We start from the raw sequence: 18,265 nt of genomic DNA, 5'->3' as shown, positions 1-18,265 counted from the left end.
GGCGATTTCTCAAAGGTCTGCCCCTGGCCTTCATCTTTACCAGTTCCGGCGCGTTCGCACAGGAAATCGATGTCGTGGACATTCTGTCCGGCGGCGGCGACGAACGAACGAACACCTATCTGAACACGATTTTTGGTCCGCTTTTTCCCGGCCCGAACGACAAAACCCTGATCTCGGTGCTGATCTCGGACTTCAATATTCTGTTCTTCGCCCTCGGTGCGATCCTGTTGGCCTACAACATTATTATCGGGACGATGGAATCGGCGCACCACGGCGAAGTCCTCGGCCGACGTCATTCATCCCTGTGGGCGCCGATCCGCACACTGGTCGCAGCAGCGCTGCTCATTCCCATCCCTGCGACGGGGTACAATGGCGTTCAGCACGCAGCCGCCTATCTGGTGCAATTTGGTACGGGCACGGCATCGTATTTCTGGCAGAAAAGCGTGGATCTCGTCTTCAACGACCATATGCCGATCGTTGGCACGGACATGTCCCAAAAGGACGGTCAGTTCATTCAGGCTGTTTGGCGCATGGAAATGTGCCGGGCTGTCTACAACGCTGAGGCTGCAAAGGGCGGGGGCGACATTGCCGGCATTACCAAAAACTGGCGGACAACCGCCAGCGGCAGCTTAGCGCTCTCCTATGACATGCCCAACTATCGGGGTGCGTGCGGCACGATCACGCTTCCTTCAGAAACCAAAGGTTTTCAAAGGGTCGCTGCGTCATCGGACAAAACATACGCCGATTATGCAAAAGCCATGCGCGACGCAGTTACTCAGATCACCAATAATTATGCGCCGATGGCGGATTCGGTCGCCTTGGCCGTTTCTCAACGGCAGCCTTTGCCCGACTATAGGGGTCTTGCAGATGACCTTGCGGAATGGCGCGAGCTCCATGCCAACATCCTCAAGGACTATATTGCAACAGACAAACTTCAAAAGGATGTACAATCCGCGGCGTCCGAAACAGAAACGATCAACATCAACGGCATCGGCGACAAGGAGCAGAACATCGACCTGTCTGCCAGTCTGAAGGATGGCGGATGGCTGCAAGCGGGCTACTACTATCAGCTGATCAGCCGCTTCACCGCCGACGCTTCGGCCGTCGCGGGAGGAATCCCGCAAACAACACCGGGCGGCGCGATCGGAGCGACAGCCAATCCGAAAGGTCGAGTCGGAGAGTCTATTGCCTCGCAGTATGACGACGCCAACTGGTATCTGTTCGGTTCAGCCCAGGGAGACGCCACGAAATTCCTTGAGAGTTTCGCCGGCACCTACAACGGTGTCGTCGAATGGTGGAACGAGAGCGTCGCCAGAAGCGATGTACGCGCCTTTACCAACGAGCGTGCAGCCTTTGCGGATTCAACGGCCGACATGACATCCTATATGGTGTCTGCCGGCAATTTGTACGAAGCCTTCGACTTTCTGAACCCGGCTGCCAATGACGGTGACCCGATGGTGGGCCTGATCGCCGTTGGCAATCAGCTGGCGTTCTATAGCGGCGTCATCATGATTTCGCTCGCGGTACTGGCAGCGGTTCCTTTTCTTGGCCAGTCCGTGATCGCGTTCGCCGGCTTCCTCGGCTGGGTTTTGAGCGGGATCTCGGTTGCCGGCTACTTCATGGCGTTTGTGCTGCCAATGATCCCGACAGTGATTTGGGTCATCGGCGTGACGGCCTTCTTCCTTTTGGTCGTGGAGATGATCTTCGCCGCACCACTGTGGGCGATCGCTCACTTGTCGATGGAAGGCGAAGGTTTGGGCGGTCGGCAGGCCAGACGCGGATACGTCATGTTGCTGGCGCTGACGGCAACACCGGTGCTCATGCTCTTCGGGCTTCTTGTGGGCATGATCATCTTCCGGATTGGCGGAACGCTACTCAACGGGGGCTTTTACTACGCCATCACCGCAGCGCAGGCTCTGTCTGGTGACAGCTACACCCAAATCACCTGGTTCATCGGCATCTTGGCCATCATGGTGTTTATGCTCTTCGCATATGTCGTCATGCTGGAACGCTCTTTTGCCTTGATCGCCGAATTTCCTGGCAAGGTGTTTCGACTGATCGAGCCGGATGCCGTCAGCGATCTCGACACGCATGCAGCGATGCGTGCCAATGTTGCCGCCGGTGGAACAGCCGGTTCAATGGGCAGCCTGACGAGTTCAGCAGGCGGCGGCTTTAATAAAAGAATTGCAAGCAAGGCCCCTAAAACAAATGAATAAGGAAGGACAGGAAATGGTTGGCACCAACTCGCCCGTTTCAGTTCGGTTGGATGTCGATACGCGCGCGAGACTGAACGCCTTGGCTAATCGACTGAACTGCACTCCCCACGCGCTAATGCGTCAAGCCGTTGCTGAATTTGTCGAAAGGCGCTCGACGCCAGTTCCGGCTCAAACGCCAAATCAAAGCTGACAGTGGTCACGCGACCTTTGAGAACGGCCGACGAGGTCAGCCGGGCATTTCTAGTTTTCAGCGACTGGTCTGATCATGCTAGGCGCATATCAGGAGTCCCGGCTGCGCCGCCGCGTCAATTCCTGAGCTTTCCGATTGCATATGCTATCGGTCGACGAATACTGGACACTGAAAAGCTAAGAGAAGAATGGCGGAAAAGCGCCTCCACTTCGGTCACTCAGAGCCGGATTTAAAAGTTATTGAGTGATATCAGAAGGATGTGATTCAACCACCTCTGCCAAGAACGTGGAGGATTGCATGCCCTGGACTGATATCACCCGCCTGCAGCATAACCGTGATCGCCTTCGCTATCCAACCGATTTGACGGATCGTGAGTGGGCTGTAATTGCTCCACTGATACCGCCGGCCAAGCCCGGTGGGCGACCACGGAAAACGAACATGAGGGAGGTGGTGAACGCGATCCTTTATATTGCGGGCAGCGGCAGCCAATGGCGGGCCCTGCCGAAGGATTTTCCTCCGGTCTCCACGGTGCGAGGCTATTTCTATGGATGGCGCGATATCGGCCTTTGGCAGACCATCAACCATCTGCTTGTCTGCGCTACGCGCGAACTGGAGGGGCGCGAGGCCTCGCCCACGGCCGGTGTCATCGACAGCCAGAGTGTCAAGACCACTGAAAGTGGCGGGGTTTCGGGCTGCGACGCCGGCAAGAAGATCAAGGGCCGCAAGCGCCACATTATCACCGATACGCTCGGGCTGATGCTGTTCGCGCATGTCCATGCAGCCGATATCCAGGACCGTGACGGTGCGCCCAGCGTCCTGAAAGCCATCCGCTACCGTTTCCCCTGGTTGCGCCATGTCTTCGCAGACGGTGGTTATGCCGGGCAGAAGTTGCGAAAAGCGCTGCGCGGATGCGGCCAATGGAACCTTGAGATCATCAAGCGCTCCGACACAGCGAAAGGCTTTGAGGTTCTGCCCCGCCGATGGGTGGTTGAGCGCACCTTCGGCTGGTTCGGTCGATGCCGTCGACTGGCCAAAGATTGGGAGAAGTCCATCGCAAGCGCCACAGCATGGGTCAACATCGCAAGCATCAGGGTGATGACAAGGCGGCTCGCACGATATTGTTTCCCGTCATGAACTTTTGAATCCGGCTCTCAGACTAGTTTTGGCGATTCCTGAAAGCAGACATATCCATTGAATATTCTGCAGGTCGCGGTTGCGCGAAACACGGCCAGCAATATTCAGACTTGGTTTATTATCTGACGCTGCCCGTTGAGAGGTTCCTTCAAGCATGCGAGCGGCTCGGCGGAGAAATGGATTTTCATCCCATTGGCATCAGATCCAACGATGCACATCACGGCGGTAGTTCCTGTATTCCACGCCGAGTTCCAAGTCTAAGACACGTTCCTCGATCCGAACCTGAAGGTGGACAGCCACGATCAGCACCAGAGTAAGGGCTAGAGTTGCGAGGCTCGGCAGCGCAAGAAACAATCCGAAGAACAGCACCATCTGTCCGACGAAGACGGGATTGCGAGAGATGGCGAACGGACCTGTCCTCACGATCCGGCCCAGTTCACCGGACGCCGCCCCGATTCTCCAGGAGCGCCCCATATAAACCTGCGAATAGAGTGACAGCGCGGCCCCAGCGAGTACGATCAGTGCTCCGAACGGCGCGAGCGGGCCGCCGAAGAGCGCAACGTGCATCGGATCGGCAGGCGCGCCACCGAGGAACAGGGCGACCAGGGCGTAGATTGAGGTGCCGGTGAACAAGAGGCGAAACAGCAGCGCCGGAAGCCCTTGTCTCTCCGATCCCTTGCCGAAAAGCCAAACGGATCGCCCTGACGCCCGGCCAGCCCACATGGTCCACATCAGGAACAGCGCCATATAGGTAAGCACGACTGCGGCAGAGACGGCTTCGAACGAAGACATGACCGGTTTCAGTTCCGGCCGTCGGGATAGTTGGCGAACACTTCGGTCGATCCGTCGCGGCGAACAAGCAGGACATCATACGGGTCTGCGTCAGGCCCGGGTTCGCCCATGCCAGGCGATCCGTATGGCATGCCGGGCACGGCCAGTCCGATTGCGCCCGGGCGCTCGGCCAGCAGGCGGTCGATCTCGCGCGCGGGTACGTGGCCCTCGATAACATAGCCCTCGATCATGGCGGTGTGGCAACTCGTCTGATCCGGCTGCAAGCCGGCCTTGATCTTCTCCTGCATCAGGTCGGCCATCGGCAGATGTTCGATCTCGGCCGTGTAGCCGTTTTCCTCGACGTGCTTCGTCCAGGCGATGCAACAGCCGCAGCCGTTGGTGGACAGCACTTCAAGGTGCTGCGCGGCGGCCAGCGCGGTTCCGCTCATCAGGAGCGAGGCGATGAATGCGAATCCGGTTCTGCGAAGCAGTGACATGGTGTTTCTCCTTGGTTCAGTCTGCCGTGTCGGCAAGCCGGCGAAGTTTTTGCATTTGGGTTTCTCGTGGCTCATGGCTGTCCAGCATGCCCATGAAATTCCCTTCGGCGTTGACCAGATAGACGCCGGCGGTGTGGTCCATTGTGTAGTTTCCGCCTTCCAGCGGCACCTTTTCGTAAAAGGCGGCAAATGCCTTCGCAGCCTGTTCGGTCTGGTCCTTGGTGCCGCGTAGCGCGATGATGCGGCTGTCAAAAGAAGTCAGGTAACTCGCCAGAAGCTCTGGCGTGTCCCGTTCGGGATCAACGGTGATGAAGAGCGGCGTGATCTTGTCCGCCGCCGGTCCCAAATCATCGAATAGGCTCGTCAGCTCAAACAGGGTTGTCGGGCAAACGTCGGGACAGTGAGTGAAGCCGAAAAAGACCAGATAGGGTTTGCCCTCAAGTTCTTCGTTGGTCAGAGTCTCGCCCAAATGCGTCGTCAGCTCGAAGGTCCCGCCAACTGCAGCGACGCCAGAGCTGCTGGTTGAGACTGTTCCCGGCCGCTCCAGCCCGGGCAACAGCCCGCTGAACATCATGAGAAAGCCGGCCACAACAACAACCGCGCCCCAGGTGACTAACCGGATAGTTTTCAGGCGCTTCATTCGGGTGTCTTCCCGCGACCCTGGTGAGCATCTGTAGCTGCAGGTGTCGCTCCCATCGGGACGACCGAGAATTCGAGCGCAACATCGCCGGCGGCTTCGAACGTGATTGTCGCAGCAAAGCTATCGCCTTTCTTCAACGGCTCTTTCGGATTGATGAACATGAGATGCAAGGCGCCGGGCTCCAGCTTCAGTGTTTCTCCGGGTGCGATCACGACTCCTTCCGCAACATGCCGCATCCGGGCAACGCCGTCCACTACGGTAGATTCATGAACCTGGACTGCCTCTGCTCCATCCGACGATCCGCCGAGCAGCCGATCAGGCTCAGTCCCCGTGTTGGTGATGGTGAGATACCCACCGGCGACCGGCGCGCCAGGCGGCGTCGCTCTCGCCCAGGGATGATCGATTTTGAGCGAACCGAACTCATAATCATGAGCAAGTGCGGGTTGCGCCATCGCTGTCAATGTGAAGCCGATGATGAGCGGCTTTATGAAAGACATTCTTCTGGTCCTCTTTATGAGTATGTCGAATCTGGCAATCAGCCACGGGCCGGATGACCTTCCGTTTCATCGCCAATCGCAGGTGAACTGTCAGCGTACCCGACCGACTCTTCGACCGCTGCCGCAGGCGTCTCCCGGTCGCCGCGAAACCGCAAAAGGCGCAGGGCATTGATCGTGACAAGTACGGTCGCGCCTGTGTCTGCCAGGATTGCCATCCACAAGGTCGTCGTGCCGGTGAGCGTCGTCACAAGGAAGACGGCCTTGAGCCCGAGTGCGAGCGCGATGTTCTGCCAGATGTTTCCGAGCGTGGCGCGTGACAACCCCACCATTTCGGCCACGCCGGTCACGCGGTTCTTGAGCAAAGCGGCGTCGGCTGTCTCGAGCGCGACGTCGGTGCCACCACCCATGGCGATGCCGACCGATGACGCGGCAAGCGCAGGCGCGTCGTTGATGCCGTCGCCGACCATGGCGATGCCGCCATGCTCACGGAGCGCGGCGATTTCCGAGAGCTTGGCGTCGGGCAGCAGTTCGGCCTTTGCCTCGAGTCCGAGACCGGAGGCGATCGCGTCGGCGGTGCGCCGGTTGTCGCCCGTCAACATCACGGCCCGGATGCCGAGCGCCTTCAGGCGCGCGACACCGCTCGCAGCGTCCTCGCGCGGTTCGTCGCGCAGCGCGATGACGCCGATGGGGCGCTTGCCCGACAACACGATCACCGCCGTCTTGCCCCCGGCCTCCAGCGCCTCCAGCTTTCCGCTGAGTTCGGGCGAGAGATCATTCTGCTCGGCGGCGTAGCGCGGCGAGCCGACCGAGACGAAGCCTTCCCGCAGCCGCGCCGTGACGGCCTTGCCGGGAATGGCCATCGCCCCGCCGAAGACCTTCGGCAGTTCGAGACCGCGTTCTTCGGCTGTCTCGACGATTGCCATGCCAAGCGGGTGACTGGATCCATCTTCGACCGCGGCAGCCTTCGCGAGCAGTCCGGCTTCGTCGCCCTCGAGCGGAATGATGTCGGTCACACGCGGCTTTCCGACCGTCAGCGTGCCCGTCTTGTCGAAGGCAACCGTGGCTACCTTGCCAAGCGTTTCCAGCGCCGCCCCGCCCTTGATCAGAAGCCCGAGCCGCGCACCGGCGGCAAGGCCGGAGGCGATCGCCGCCGGTGTGGAGATGACAAGCGCGCAGGGGCAGGCGATGAGCAGCGTCGCCAGCCCGCGATAAATCCAGGTGCCCCAGTCAGCCCCCAAAAGCAGGGGCGGCGCGACAATGATGAGAGCGGAAACCGCCATGGCGGCGGGCGTGTAGTATGCGCTGAAGCGGTCGATGAAGCGGGCGGTCGGTGCCTTCGAGCCCTGCGCTTCCTCTACCAGATGGATGATGCGCGCGATCGTATTATCGGCGGCCGTGTGCGTGATCCGCACCTTGAGCACACCATTGGCGTTGATGCTGCCGGCATAGACGGTGCTGCCCACCTCCTTCAGCACCGGCACGGACTCGCCCGTGACCGGCGCCTCGTCCAACTCGGAGCTGCCCTCGATCACCTCTCCGTCCGACGGCACGCGGTCGCCGGGCCGGACCACGACGACATCGTCGAGGGCGAGTTCATCCGCGGGCACCTCCGTCACCACGCCGGCACGCTCGCGGCGCGCCACGCGCGGAACGAGGTTCATCAGCGCCTCGATGCCGGCGCGCGCCCGGCCCGCGGCAACGTTCTCCAGGATTTCTCCAACCGCGAAGAGGAAGACGACGATCGCCGCTTCCGCGCTCTCGCCGATTGCAACAGCGCCAATCGCGGCAACGGACATCAGCGTTTCGATACTGAATGGCGTGCCGTGCCGGGCACCGGCTATCGCGCGCCGGAGGATCGGCAGAACTCCGAGCAGTGCCGTCGCCAGATAGGCCCATTCGGCCATCGCGGGCGCAACCGTCGCGACAAGAAAGGCGAGACCGAGCAGAACACCGGTTGCGATGACGAGTTGACCTTTACGTGTCCGCCACCATACCCGGCCAGCTGTTTCGGGTCGCAGGGGCGAAGCGTTAGCTCCATCGGACGGCTCACCCGGCATTGAAAGCGGTGTGTAACCGAGCGAGCGAATGCGCCCTTCGACGGCCCCACGAGATGTCCGATCCTCATCGAAGACGAGCGACAGCCTCTCGAGCCCGTAGTTCACGTTGATCTCGCTGACGCCCGGCAGGCGCTTCAGTCCGTTCTCGATCTTGACCGCGCAGGCAGCGCAATCCATCCCTTCGACACGGAGTTTAAGTGTTGTATTGGCCTCGACCGGCATGTGCCACCTCGACTTGTTCGATGCGACACCTTATATGCACCCTGTAGCAACTATAGGGTCAAGGCCGTGAGGCACGAAAACTTCTCCATCGGCGATCTTGCGAAGGCGACTGACACGAAAGTGGTGACGATCCGTTACTACGAGCGTGTGGGCCTTCTGCCGAAGCCGGAGCGCACCGCCGGAAACTATCGCAGCTACTCGGCCGCACATCTCGGCCGGCTGAGCTTCATCCGTCGGGCACGAGACCTCGGTTTCACGATCGAGCAGGTGCGCGATCTACTCAGTCTTTCTGATCAACGCGACCGATCATGCGACGCTGTCGACGCGATCGCCTGCGCGCATCTAGCCGAGGTGGAACGCAAGATTGCGGACCTGCAGGCCTTGCGTCACGAACTGGGGAGCATCATCGATCAGTGCGGTTGCGGTACAATAGCCGAGTGCCGGATTATCGAAGCGCTATCGCCCTGATATGGAAACGAACTGAGCGCGTTGCAGGGTCGTTTCATCGAGTTTGATACGGATCAAGAGGCGTGCCGCTCACTGACGGGGACCGAAAATAATCACGGCCGCACCAACAAGGCAGATCACGGCTCCAGTAACATCCCACCGGTCCGGCCGGGCATCCTCAACGAGCCAGAGCCATGCAAGCGACGCGAAGATATAGACGCCGCCGTAGGCAGCATAGGTCCGACCCGCTGCAGCGACGTCAACCAATGTGAGGAGGTAGGCGAACAGAGCGAGGGACAAAACACCAGGCGCAATCCACCATGGTGATTTATCGAGACGTAGCCAGGCCCAGAACGCGAAGCACCCGGAAATCTCTGCCAAAGCTGCTCCGGTATAGGCAAGAATCGTCATGTGAGCATGGGCTCCGTTCCTAAGTTGTATCTCGCGCGAGCTGTTTTATTTTTGACGTTCTAGACATGTCAACTCGCCCTCTCACAAGAGCCATCCGCCTACATGAGATACAGAGCAATACGGTCTGCACGGACAACCGGCTCCGCACCAAGGCAGAGCCAAGACCTCTTGAACTGGCGCTATGTACGACGTTCCCGTTGGACAGTTGCCCGTGAGACAAATCCACTACCGGCGTGGTTTTGAGGAGCCGGGCAGACCTCATGGCGCGCTGATGAATGTCCGCTCAACCACATCTCGTGCCAGAAGCTGCCAGTCAGCAGACGGCCCCATCCCGGTCATTCCCAAAGCAGGCCAAATTATGGACCCTGCACAAAGGAGTGAGGACCATCACCCATTCTGCAAATGCCCACTAAAGAATGAAGTACCGATGAATTACGTAGGCGAGCTTCCATAGCGACAGGATAGCCGCTGCGGCGAGAGCGATCAAAAACAGCATAAGCCAGTCATGATTTGCAATAGCAGTCTCAATGATGTTCAGAAATTTCAAGAACAACAGGCCGAAGGATAGAGCAACAGCCGCCATCGCGGCGGCGGCCGGCAAGCAGAGAAGCAAGATGATTGGCCAATAGACAAGCTTTCGAACAGCACGTTCTCCGACGCCGGCCTCATAGTTCTTATGATCCCTGACGGGGCGAAGGTACTTTGGAATTTGCATATTTTCCTCCTTCGTCATCAGCGGCCGTCAGTGGCGCGGCAGCAATCGCCTGAGGTCGTCATACGAAACCTTGCCCTCATCAACTTTCTGTTGGGCCGCATCATGCATGGAGCGGGCAAGAACGCGGTCGGCCGACTCCTGCATCAGACGGCTCACGGCTTTCGGCCAGTCGCCGATAGGAACAGAAACAAACTGATCGCGCACATAGTCGTCAAACAGCAGATACTCGCGCAATGGCACGCGGCCGCGATGGTCGCTGGTGCGGACCAGGTGTTGAACGACGAAGAGCTGGAGCGACGTGATCAGGTCGAACGCGCGCGCATCGCGTTCTTCGGCCGGGAAGTTCACGACCATGCGCCGCAAGCCTTCCGCGACCGATCCCGCATGCGTGGTGGTGTAAACCAAGTGGCCGGTCAGACTGGCCTCCAGGCAACCCTCAAGGGAGGCTTTGTCGCGGGCCTCGCCGAGCGAAATAATATCAGGCGCGCAGCGCAGCGCCGCCCACACTCCGTCGCCGAACGACGGCAGGTTGCGCCCTTCGCCGATCTCCGACTGCTCAATGGAAGACGCGCAGTCGCTGTGATCCGTCAGCACGTCGGAATAGGTGAACTCGATAGGCGCCTGCAGATCGACGATCGCTTTCGGATCGGCCGTGTTTTCAAGATGAAAGCGCGTGATCCCGGCAAGCGTCGTGGACTTTCCCTGGCCGGTCGCGCCGGCGACAACGACAATGCCATGCTGAGGCGACATGTACGGGCGGACCTCACTATCGAGTCCGACATCATCGATCGTTGGCGTCTTTGTCGGCAACGGTCGCATCGTCATGGAAATGCCGTCGCCAGCACCTTTCATCACGCCCTTGGCGTTCACACGGAAACGCTGGCGCCGGTGACGGTCAATCGGAACCTCGAACGAGAAATCCAGAGGTCGCCCTTGCCGCAAGATGCTGAAGGCATCTTCCGACCGCCACATGTGGCTCAGGATACTCAAGACCTCTGAGGCGTTCAGAGGTTTTGCGGTCGCAAAATGCTGCGTGCCATGCATCTTGATCCGAATACGACTGTCCGTCTGTATCCGGATGTCCGACGCCCCTTTGATCGAGGCCCCGACCAGCAACTGCTGAAACGGGTCCATGTCACCGTCAAAACGCAACGGCTCATGGTTCAGAACGCGCGCATAGGGCTCCTTCGGATCGTAGGCGTCTTCCGTCAAATTCGATAGATCAACCGCCGGCATTACTTGGCCACCTGAAAACGTCTCTGGATCGGCTTCCATCGGGCCGGGTTTTTGACGAACCGGGCAGCATCATCGATCTCGACACGGCGCTCGCCAATATAGAGCTCGTCGACATTACCGGCCGCGCGCGTCTCACTCGACTTCAGCACGAGGTTGGTAATGAGACCTGCTTCCACTGCCTTGCGATACTCGACCATGCCGAGATAGTCGCGCCGCAACAGGTTCATGTTTTCCTGCAATGCGGCGTCGGCCTGTTGCTCGCCCTGCGCCCAGCCTTCATCAAGATACTGCGACCAGATTTTCGTTTCATCGTCATCCTGCGGCAACAATCGATCGTCAGGCTCACGCGGCGTATCGAGCGGGAGCACAAGATAGTCGCGCCAGGTCGGCAGAATGGCGACCAGTCGACCGGGCTCCTCGATGCGGTAGTATTCGTCGGCGGCAACACTCTTGCGGCCGTTGTCGGTGACGTTGATCGCCGCCGTGGCGCGGGTGATCACCGGCGGCAACACGTAGCCTGTTTCCCGCGGCGCCTTGAATGCGACCCGGTTGAAATTGAAGGTTTCAGAGAGTTTGATCGATTCACGCTCCAGATCATTCATGATCTCCCAGCTGCGCCGCTCAAATCCCGCTTGTGCCCCATAGGCAAGGGCTGCGTCCCGAAGGACCGAATAGCGCTGCTCCTCAACCTCGGTCGTGCCAAGCTTTCCGCGTTTGGCCCGGGAAGCAAACTGCTTGTAGGACAAAGGCGCATATCTCGGACTGGTGAGGTCGTCAGGGCCGCCGAGCTGCGGGATGGGCGGCGGTTCCGGGGTTTCGTCCTTCATTGTTGCGCATGAAGACAAACACGCGGCCATAAGAAAGCCTGTCAGCGTCATGGCACGAAGGCGACGGTGAGAAAGGGTCTGGCTCACGGCTTGAGGTCCTCCTGATGCGGGATCGGGCTTTGCTCAGGGCGGGCGTAATAGATCGTCATGTGTCTGGCGCCCTGATCGATCACAAGGCGCGCTCGCCCCTTCGCCTGCCCGTAGGCTTCCCGAAGCAATCCCAAAGCCGTCAGATTGTAGAAATTGGTCGAGATCAAAATCGGAGCGCCGGACTTTTCCCCGGACGCCGACACACTGTAGTCAACTTCGCTGGCAACCCGCGTTGTCAGCTCATCCAACGTTCCCTGCCACTCGGCATCAACGATCTTCATAAGCGGGCCTTGGGCAATCTCCGGATTGCGCACCTCAACCGTATTCGTAGCGCGCGGTTCCAGGACATTTTGATAGAGCGCTGCATCGTTCAACTCGCTTCGAACGAGATGGACTTGATTGTCGATGTAATTGATCGTAGGGGAATCCGACGGGGTGTCTCTTGTGCTGGTACAGCCAGCGAGCACAGCCAGTGCCAGGCTGATCGCGATGCGCATGGGAAAACCTCTTGCGGTGCGGAAAATGCAGCGTATTACACCTGCAATTCACCACAATGGCCTCCTTGATGCAACATCCAATAGAACAAAAGGGGTAGTTAATCGCCGCTTTTGCCAATCCTGGTGCGCTTATCTCCCAATAGAATGATACTGCGACTTTTCTTGCTCAAGACGAGTTTCGCGCCGTTGTGTCCGATCTATCTCGACACACCTGTCATAGGCCGCGCAGATCTGGCGGGCATCACGATAGATCCTTGATCTTGCTTCTGGAGAAAGCTCCGGCATTGCGCGTGCGATCATATCTTGCGCCGGCACACCGCTGCTGTCGCCAAAACGCGCCCTGATATCATGAGCGACACCCCGCAGCTGGCCGATGGCTTCGCCGTCGTCAATCGCTGCCCTTTCAAGCGCGCGACGTTCGTCAGAGCGCTCCGGCAGACTGGACGCTTTTGCCAGGGCGGACAGCACATCTTTGGCGGCCGGCGACAGTCCGTCGATCGGCGCGGCCATCTGGCTCCGCAGCTTCCTCTCAGCCTCTTCGACGCCTTTGACACTAACCTTGAGTGACCGGACAAAATCGCCGGCACTGCTGGCTGCAGGAAGCACGGCTGCAAGTGCCGTTTTCCGGTCCTCATCGGGACGACCGAGGAAGTTGGCCTTGCCACGCAACTCACCGAGAGACGCCGGGTTCTCATGCATTGATCTGACAATCTGACTGGCGTCTCCGCCGGTCATCACTGCGGCCGACACCTTCTCGAGGATCGGGACCGGATCGTGCCAGACCTTGCCCATGTTCTTGAGTGCGGATTGGCACAGCAACTTGGTGACGGCCGCCTGATTGGCCGGATCACGGGCAACGGCTTCGACCGAAACGGACCATTGCGTCACGGCCGGAATAAGCGGAACATCGGGAAGGCGATAACGTGCCCGCTCCTTTTCATAATCGGCCTCAAGGCCAGCATCGCGCCGCTCCGTGACCATGACGGACGCAACATCAACGCGGCTCTTGTCGTCTGCGGCCAGCTGGCCGACATGCACGAGCTGCCAGTTTTCCTTGATGAAAGTCTGCGCCGATGGCGGAAGATGCGCGACAAGCGACTGAAGCTTGTCCTCATCCGGATCGCGACCAAGAGACCGAACTTCCACCGGGGAAACGAGTGCTGCGATCTGGTCATTGAACATGACCAGATCGACCGCTGACGACATCTGCGTCAGCTCGGTTTCGGCAGCGCGGAACCAGCGCCCCCGTTTGCCGCTGTAGCCGTTCGTGTTGCGGTCCACTTCCGACAGCCGCGAAAGCGCCTGACTGACCGCTGGCGTCAGTTCAGGAAGCCTGATCTCTCTTTCAGCTTCAACAGGCCGCGCGCCGGCAGCAGGCGTGACATTCGGCGAGACTTCGACCGCTTGCGGACGCGCAAGCGAAAGCCGTTCGGAAATTGCCCTGAACCGTTCCGCAATATCTGAGAACCGCGAACGCATGGCATCGAGCGATCGACGCCAAAGACCGCGCAGTTCGCCGATGTCCGGAAGGTCGCGCCGACGCACAAATGCGTCCCGTTCTAGCTGATAGTCGGGCGTATGCTCGTAGGCTAACGTAGAATCTTTGAGCCGGTCCCGCGACAGCGTGTCCAGCAGATCCTTGGTTTCCGGAAAGTCATTCCGACCTGCATAAAGCGTGACCGTCTCGCGATGACGCGATAGCGCGACATAGGAAAGCTGCGCATCCATCATCTGTGTGGCAAGCACATGCACCCGGTCGACAGTCGATCCTTGAGACTTATGGATCGTGGTCGCGTAGCCATAATCAACGTTGTTGTAATGCTCATGGTTGACCGTAACGACCCTGCCATTGTCGAGCCGAACATCAAGAATGCCGTCACTCGCTTTCTCAACGGTTGCCAGCATTCCGTTCTTGACGCCAAGGTCACGATTGTTTTCCAGAAACAACAGCCGATCGCCAACGGCGAAAGCGCGCGGGCCACGCACCGCGTCAAACGTCACTTCATTTTGAAGCCCCCCGTGGGCTTTGATGGTCTGGCGTGCCCGCTCATTCAGACTGAACACCGCGTCCTTGGTGTGCGCCAGCATCAGCGTATCGGCGCCGGCGCGCCAATCAGCTCCCCACGCACCAACCAACTCAGACATGGCATCGTCACGATGGCCCCGGATATGGATGTGTCCGTTATCGGCATAGGCTTCAAGCGCCGCGCGGCTATCACCGCGACCGAATGCGAGGGACGCGTCCCGCATCCATGTTTCGCTCTGACGGCGCACCTCCGTCAGCTCGACAAACCCGGTGTTATCCGCAATGGCGCGAAACGCAGCGCCAGCCTGAATAGGCTGAAGCTGCCGCGCATCTCCGACGAGAATAAGCTTGGCCTGTGCAGCGTTCACCGCATCAACCAACATCGCCATGTCGTTTGATGAGACCATTCCGGCTTCATCAAGAACGAACACGTCGCCTTTCTGAAGGCGGTGCTTGTCGTGCTCCCACGAGATGCGCCAGGACGCAAGCGTCCGGCTCTCGATACCCGCCGATTCAGACAAGCCCTCGGCCGCCTTGCCGGCAAGCGCACCGCCAACAACACGCCGCCCCTGCCCTTCGTACACCTGCCGCACGACATCCATCACCGTGGACTTACCCGCACCCGCATAGCCGACCACCGTCGAAACGCCGCGATCGGACGTTACGGCGCGGACCACCATTGCCTGTTCGTCGGAAAGAGAGAATCCATGCGACTTCGAGAATTCCGCAAGCGCCGTCTCGACACGACGCGGCGGGGCGCCGAACGACTGATCCGTCGCGCGCTGACGCACGCCATCAATCATCCCCGCTTCCATATGCAGAACGTCTCGCGTCGTCATTTTCTCCCGCTCAAGAAGCTTGTTCGTGAACGGGTCGCGGATTTCCTGGGAAAGCGTCACGAGGTTTTCGAGCGCACCGACCCGAAGGAATAGCCCGGAAAACTCTTCAGTCGTTGACGCATAGCGGTGGATGAACTTCGCAACATCACGTTCATCGAAAACGGACTTTTCCGCCGTGATCATTTTCACAACAAGCGAAGGATCTTCCGCCAGCCTGCGAAAATTCTCACGCATGACCTGTTGGTGCTGCTGCACCATCTCGGTCTGAATGCCACGCGCCTCCATGTCGTCGACGGCGGGGCCGCGATGCGTCGTCGGCTCCAGCGGAATGTCCCGATCTTCGAAGCTGCGATGATCAACCGTCGCGTCATATCCATGCGCGAGCAAATGACGATTGACCTCCTGTGACCAGGCTGCACGGATATCAGGAAGCCGGTCCTTCCAACCCGCGAAGTGGCGATAGACGATTTCCCCTTTTTGACCCTCCACCTTTGGCGGCCTTCGGACCGGTTCACCATCACCATCCAACACTGGAACCCGTTTGGGGCCAAAGCCTGTCTCGGTCAACGGCCGCAACGCCACCATGATGTGAACATGCGGATTGCCCGTCGCATCATGATAGTTCCAGTCTGCGACCTGCCCGCGGGCCGTGAACTGATCACGCAAGAAGTCACGCACCAGAGCCTTGTTCTGCTCTACGGACAACTCAACGGGCAGTGCGACGACGAACTCATGCGCGAGCTGTGCGTCATCGCGCTTTTCACTGGCTTCCACACGGTTCCAGAAACGCTCGGCAAACTCGTGTGGCGAATATCGATCATGCCACGCATGTATCCACCGCGGGGCGCCTTCGGGCAATGCCACTTCACTGTGGATACAGCCCTTCTTTCGGCTGTAGTCAGCGATCTCGCCAGAGCGTGCGACATTCATATGTGTCGCGTGGCGATATGCAGCGGCAGCAACGGCACTCTGCCCTTTGCCACGGGATATCTGATGAGCGCGCAAATGATAGATCGCCATGGAAATAGCGTACCATCCTACATTGTTGAAAACAATGTATAAGTGCGCATTTAACAAAACGATCGTTTTGTTCGCATGACGGAGTGCGGCATCGGCTTCGCCGATCCACACTGCTCAGCATGTTCCCTTTTTCACGCATCATCGGTGTTTACAAATACAGAACATCTCTGCAATCTTCTCATCGTTTAATGCCGAAAAGGAGAAAGCACATGGCCCGCGCCAAATCCCCTTCCGCGATCCGTGACCAGATCAGAACTCTGCAAAAGCAGTTGCGCGAAGCTGAAGAGAAGGAAGCACTCAGGATTGGACAAATCGCTATGAAAGCCGGCGTCGAAACCCTTGATCTTTCGGAGAATGAACTTGAGGCGGCTTTTGCCGAGATGGTTCATTCCTTTCGTTCCGGGCGGGAGAATGAGCAGCGACCTTCTGACATTGCGCAGAACGCTTAGCACCCTGCAAGGTGAGTATAGAAAAATGCGCAAGCGCGAACGAAGCGAAGACACCCGCCACAAGATCGAGCTTGGCGGACTGGTCATCAAAGCAAGCCTCGGAGATGAGGACCGCGCCTACATTCTTGGCGTTCTGCTGACAGGAAATCGGAGAAAGGGTGACGCTCAACTTCGCGAACAAATGATCAAGCTGGGTCACGAGGCGTTGCGCCAATGATCACCAAACCCAGACGTTCCGAATTTGCTATTCTGCTCTATGCCGGTCTCTTCCTTGTCGGCATTTCGGCACTTGTCTGGGTTTATTTTTTTGCGCTTCGTTCATGGAACGCCACGAACGGATCGGCCTACCGCCTATCAGTTTCGCAGGCGATCGACTGCCTCAAATTCTGGTCCTCCGATCTTTGCCGAAGTCACTTCATTCAGGCACTCGGCTACGTCCCGGCCGATCTGGCTAAACTGCAATGGTTGTTGGCTGCCACGCTTGTGGCAGGCATCATTGCCATTGCGATCGGCGGCTATATTGCCTTCCTCATGCCACCGGATAAATGGATCAAGTCCGGCCGGACTGTCGCAGGCATGCCCGAATTGCTACGGGCCGCAAAAGCCGAAAAGATCGACAAGCGGGACGGCCTTCATTGGTTCAATGGATGGCGGCTGGCGCTCGAACGTGAGGTGCGACACTTCATCATCTTTGGCTCCATTGGCGGCGGCAAGACACAGACCATGATCGGGCTGATCGTCTCCGCGATCGCGCGACATGACAAGGTTCTCGTCTTCGATATCAAGGGAGACTTTACCGAGAAGCTGCCTCCAACGATGAAGCCGAATGGTTCCAGGGTGCAGCCAATCATCATTGCTCCACAGGATCGGCGTTCCCATGTTTGGGATATCGCCAAGGATCTGCGCATTGCAGAGGATGCCGTTGAGCTGGCCACGCGACTAATCCCCGAATCAAGAGATCGGTTCTTTTCCAACTCGGCTCGTGCCGTGCTGGCCGCATGCACCATACGCCTTATGCATGAGAACCCTGGAAGGTGGACATGGGCCGATCTGGTAGCCGAGACGCGCCGTGACCATCTTGAACTTCTTGAGGGCGCGCATCGCTATCATCCCGATGCGGTTCGCTTTCTGGACGCTGACTATCGACAAGTCGCCTCGACGCTTTCGACGCTCACCGCTGATACGAACACGCTGCGACTGCTTGCAACGGCGTGGGCGAATTATGAAGGTCTGGAACGTTTTTCGTTGCGCGACTGGCTGCTCTACAAAACAGATCGGCGCACCGTCATCCTGCAGAAGTCTGGCCGGTTTTCCGACCAATCTGACGGCTGGATCAGCGCGTTTCTCACCATTGCCTCCGGCATCGTGTCCGATCCGGAACTTGGCGACGCCAAGCTCCGTCGCATCTGGTTTTTCGTCGACGAATTCGCCCAGCTGCCAAAGATCAGCCGGTTTTCAGCGCTGCTGGATATCGGACGATCGAA

The 18,265-nt window shown here is 58.8% G+C and carries 18 protein-coding genes; 7 read left to right on the top strand and 11 right to left on the bottom strand.

Annotation, left to right across the window (positions count from 1 at the left end; translation table 11 throughout):
• Window positions 1–74 precede the first annotated feature (74 nt).
• The 3 genes from EDC90_RS14230 (at window position 75) to EDC90_RS14220 (ending at window position 3,540) form a co-directional block, all read left to right on the top strand.
• The gene (locus EDC90_RS14230; RefSeq protein WP_165972847.1) at window positions 75–2,216 is read left to right on the top strand and encodes a DotA/TraY family protein; all 2,142 of its coding nucleotides are present in this window, start codon (window positions 75–77) and stop codon (window positions 2,214–2,216) included.
• Window positions 2,209–2,406, top strand: coding sequence for a CopG family ribbon-helix-helix protein (locus EDC90_RS21565; protein WP_081725712.1), 198 nt, complete (start codon window positions 2,209–2,211; stop codon window positions 2,404–2,406). The genes EDC90_RS14230 and EDC90_RS21565 overlap by 8 nt, the downstream gene beginning before the upstream one ends.
• A 297-nt stretch (window positions 2,407–2,703) precedes the next feature.
• A complete protein-coding gene (locus EDC90_RS14220) occupies window positions 2,704–3,540 on the top strand; it encodes an IS5 family transposase (protein WP_026173651.1) in 837 nt (278 codons plus the stop codon).
• A gap of 198 nt (window positions 3,541–3,738) precedes the next feature.
• Here EDC90_RS14220 and EDC90_RS14215 read toward each other — a convergent pair whose 3' ends face one another.
• The 5 genes from EDC90_RS14215 to EDC90_RS14195 are packed head-to-tail and all read right to left on the bottom strand — an operon-like array spanning window position 3,739 to window position 8,224.
• Window positions 3,739–4,332, bottom strand: a complete 594-nt coding sequence (locus EDC90_RS14215) for a methyltransferase family protein (protein ID WP_018065861.1) — start codon at window positions 4,330–4,332, stop codon at window positions 3,739–3,741.
• An 8-nt stretch (window positions 4,333–4,340) separates the two neighbouring features.
• Window positions 4,341–4,808: a DUF411 domain-containing protein gene (locus EDC90_RS14210; RefSeq protein ID WP_018065860.1), complete on the bottom strand. Its 468-nt coding sequence runs from the start codon at window positions 4,806–4,808 to the stop codon at window positions 4,341–4,343.
• A 16-nt stretch (window positions 4,809–4,824) separates the two neighbouring features.
• Window positions 4,825–5,448: an SCO family protein gene (locus tag EDC90_RS14205; protein ID WP_018065859.1), complete on the bottom strand. Its 624-nt coding sequence runs from the start codon at window positions 5,446–5,448 to the stop codon at window positions 4,825–4,827.
• Window positions 5,445–5,945: a copper chaperone PCu(A)C gene (locus EDC90_RS14200; protein ID WP_018065858.1), complete on the bottom strand. Its 501-nt coding sequence runs from the start codon at window positions 5,943–5,945 to the stop codon at window positions 5,445–5,447. The genes EDC90_RS14205 and EDC90_RS14200 overlap by 4 nt, the downstream gene beginning before the upstream one ends.
• A gap of 38 nt (window positions 5,946–5,983) precedes the next feature.
• The gene (locus EDC90_RS14195; protein WP_207903918.1) at window positions 5,984–8,224 is read right to left on the bottom strand and encodes a heavy metal translocating P-type ATPase; all 2,241 of its coding nucleotides are present in this window, start codon (window positions 8,222–8,224) and stop codon (window positions 5,984–5,986) included.
• A gap of 66 nt (window positions 8,225–8,290) precedes the next feature.
• Here EDC90_RS14195 and EDC90_RS14190 point away from each other — a divergent pair, with 66 nt between their 5' ends.
• Window positions 8,291–8,692 (top strand): MerR family transcriptional regulator, encoded by a 402-nt coding sequence (locus EDC90_RS14190; protein WP_018065856.1) that lies wholly within the window; start codon window positions 8,291–8,293, stop codon window positions 8,690–8,692.
• Between the two features lie 69 nt (window positions 8,693–8,761).
• Here the strand turns inward: EDC90_RS14190 and EDC90_RS14185 are convergent, their stop codons facing one another.
• From EDC90_RS14185 to traA, 6 genes are all read right to left on the bottom strand, one after another.
• Window positions 8,762–9,082, bottom strand: coding sequence for a YnfA family protein (locus tag EDC90_RS14185; protein WP_018065855.1), 321 nt, complete (start codon window positions 9,080–9,082; stop codon window positions 8,762–8,764).
• 409 nt (window positions 9,083–9,491) lie between these two features.
• On the bottom strand, window positions 9,492–9,797 hold the full coding sequence (locus EDC90_RS14180) for a hypothetical protein (RefSeq protein WP_018065854.1): 306 nt from the start codon (window positions 9,795–9,797) through the stop codon (window positions 9,492–9,494).
• 27 nt (window positions 9,798–9,824) lie between these two features.
• On the bottom strand, window positions 9,825–11,033 hold the full coding sequence (locus tag EDC90_RS14175; protein ID WP_018065853.1) for a type IV pilus twitching motility protein PilT: 1,209 nt from the start codon (window positions 11,031–11,033) through the stop codon (window positions 9,825–9,827).
• A complete protein-coding gene (locus tag EDC90_RS14170; RefSeq protein WP_245511061.1) occupies window positions 11,033–11,947 on the bottom strand; it encodes a type IV secretory system conjugative DNA transfer family protein in 915 nt (304 codons plus the stop codon). The genes EDC90_RS14175 and EDC90_RS14170 overlap by 1 nt, the downstream gene beginning before the upstream one ends.
• Window positions 11,944–12,447 (bottom strand): DotD/TraH family lipoprotein, encoded by a 504-nt coding sequence (locus tag EDC90_RS14165; RefSeq protein ID WP_132312773.1) that lies wholly within the window; start codon window positions 12,445–12,447, stop codon window positions 11,944–11,946. The genes EDC90_RS14170 and EDC90_RS14165 overlap by 4 nt, the downstream gene beginning before the upstream one ends.
• Before the next feature lie 129 nt (window positions 12,448–12,576).
• Window positions 12,577–16,332: a Ti-type conjugative transfer relaxase TraA gene (gene traA / locus EDC90_RS14160; RefSeq protein WP_132312771.1), complete on the bottom strand. Its 3,756-nt coding sequence runs from the start codon at window positions 16,330–16,332 to the stop codon at window positions 12,577–12,579.
• 209 nt (window positions 16,333–16,541) lie between these two features.
• On the opposite strand from traA, the gene EDC90_RS14155 reads away from it, so the two are divergent.
• From EDC90_RS14155 to EDC90_RS14145, 3 genes are all read left to right on the top strand, one after another.
• Entirely contained in the window at window positions 16,542–16,781 is a 240-nt protein-coding gene (locus tag EDC90_RS14155) for a TraC family protein (RefSeq protein WP_132312769.1), read from the top strand.
• 25 nt (window positions 16,782–16,806) lie between these two features.
• A complete protein-coding gene (locus tag EDC90_RS14150; protein WP_165972846.1) occupies window positions 16,807–16,998 on the top strand; it encodes a conjugal transfer protein TraD in 192 nt (63 codons plus the stop codon).
• Window positions 16,995–18,265: type IV secretion system DNA-binding domain-containing protein (locus EDC90_RS14145; protein ID WP_132312765.1), on the top strand; the 1,271-nt coding region annotated here is incomplete at its 3' end. The genes EDC90_RS14150 and EDC90_RS14145, both read left to right, overlap by 4 nt.

It is taken from the genome of Martelella mediterranea, from assembly GCF_004342225.1.
Lineage (GTDB): Bacteria > Pseudomonadota > Alphaproteobacteria > Rhizobiales > Rhizobiaceae > Martelella > Martelella mediterranea_B.
This window is presented reverse-complemented; position numbering and strand designations above follow the sequence as displayed.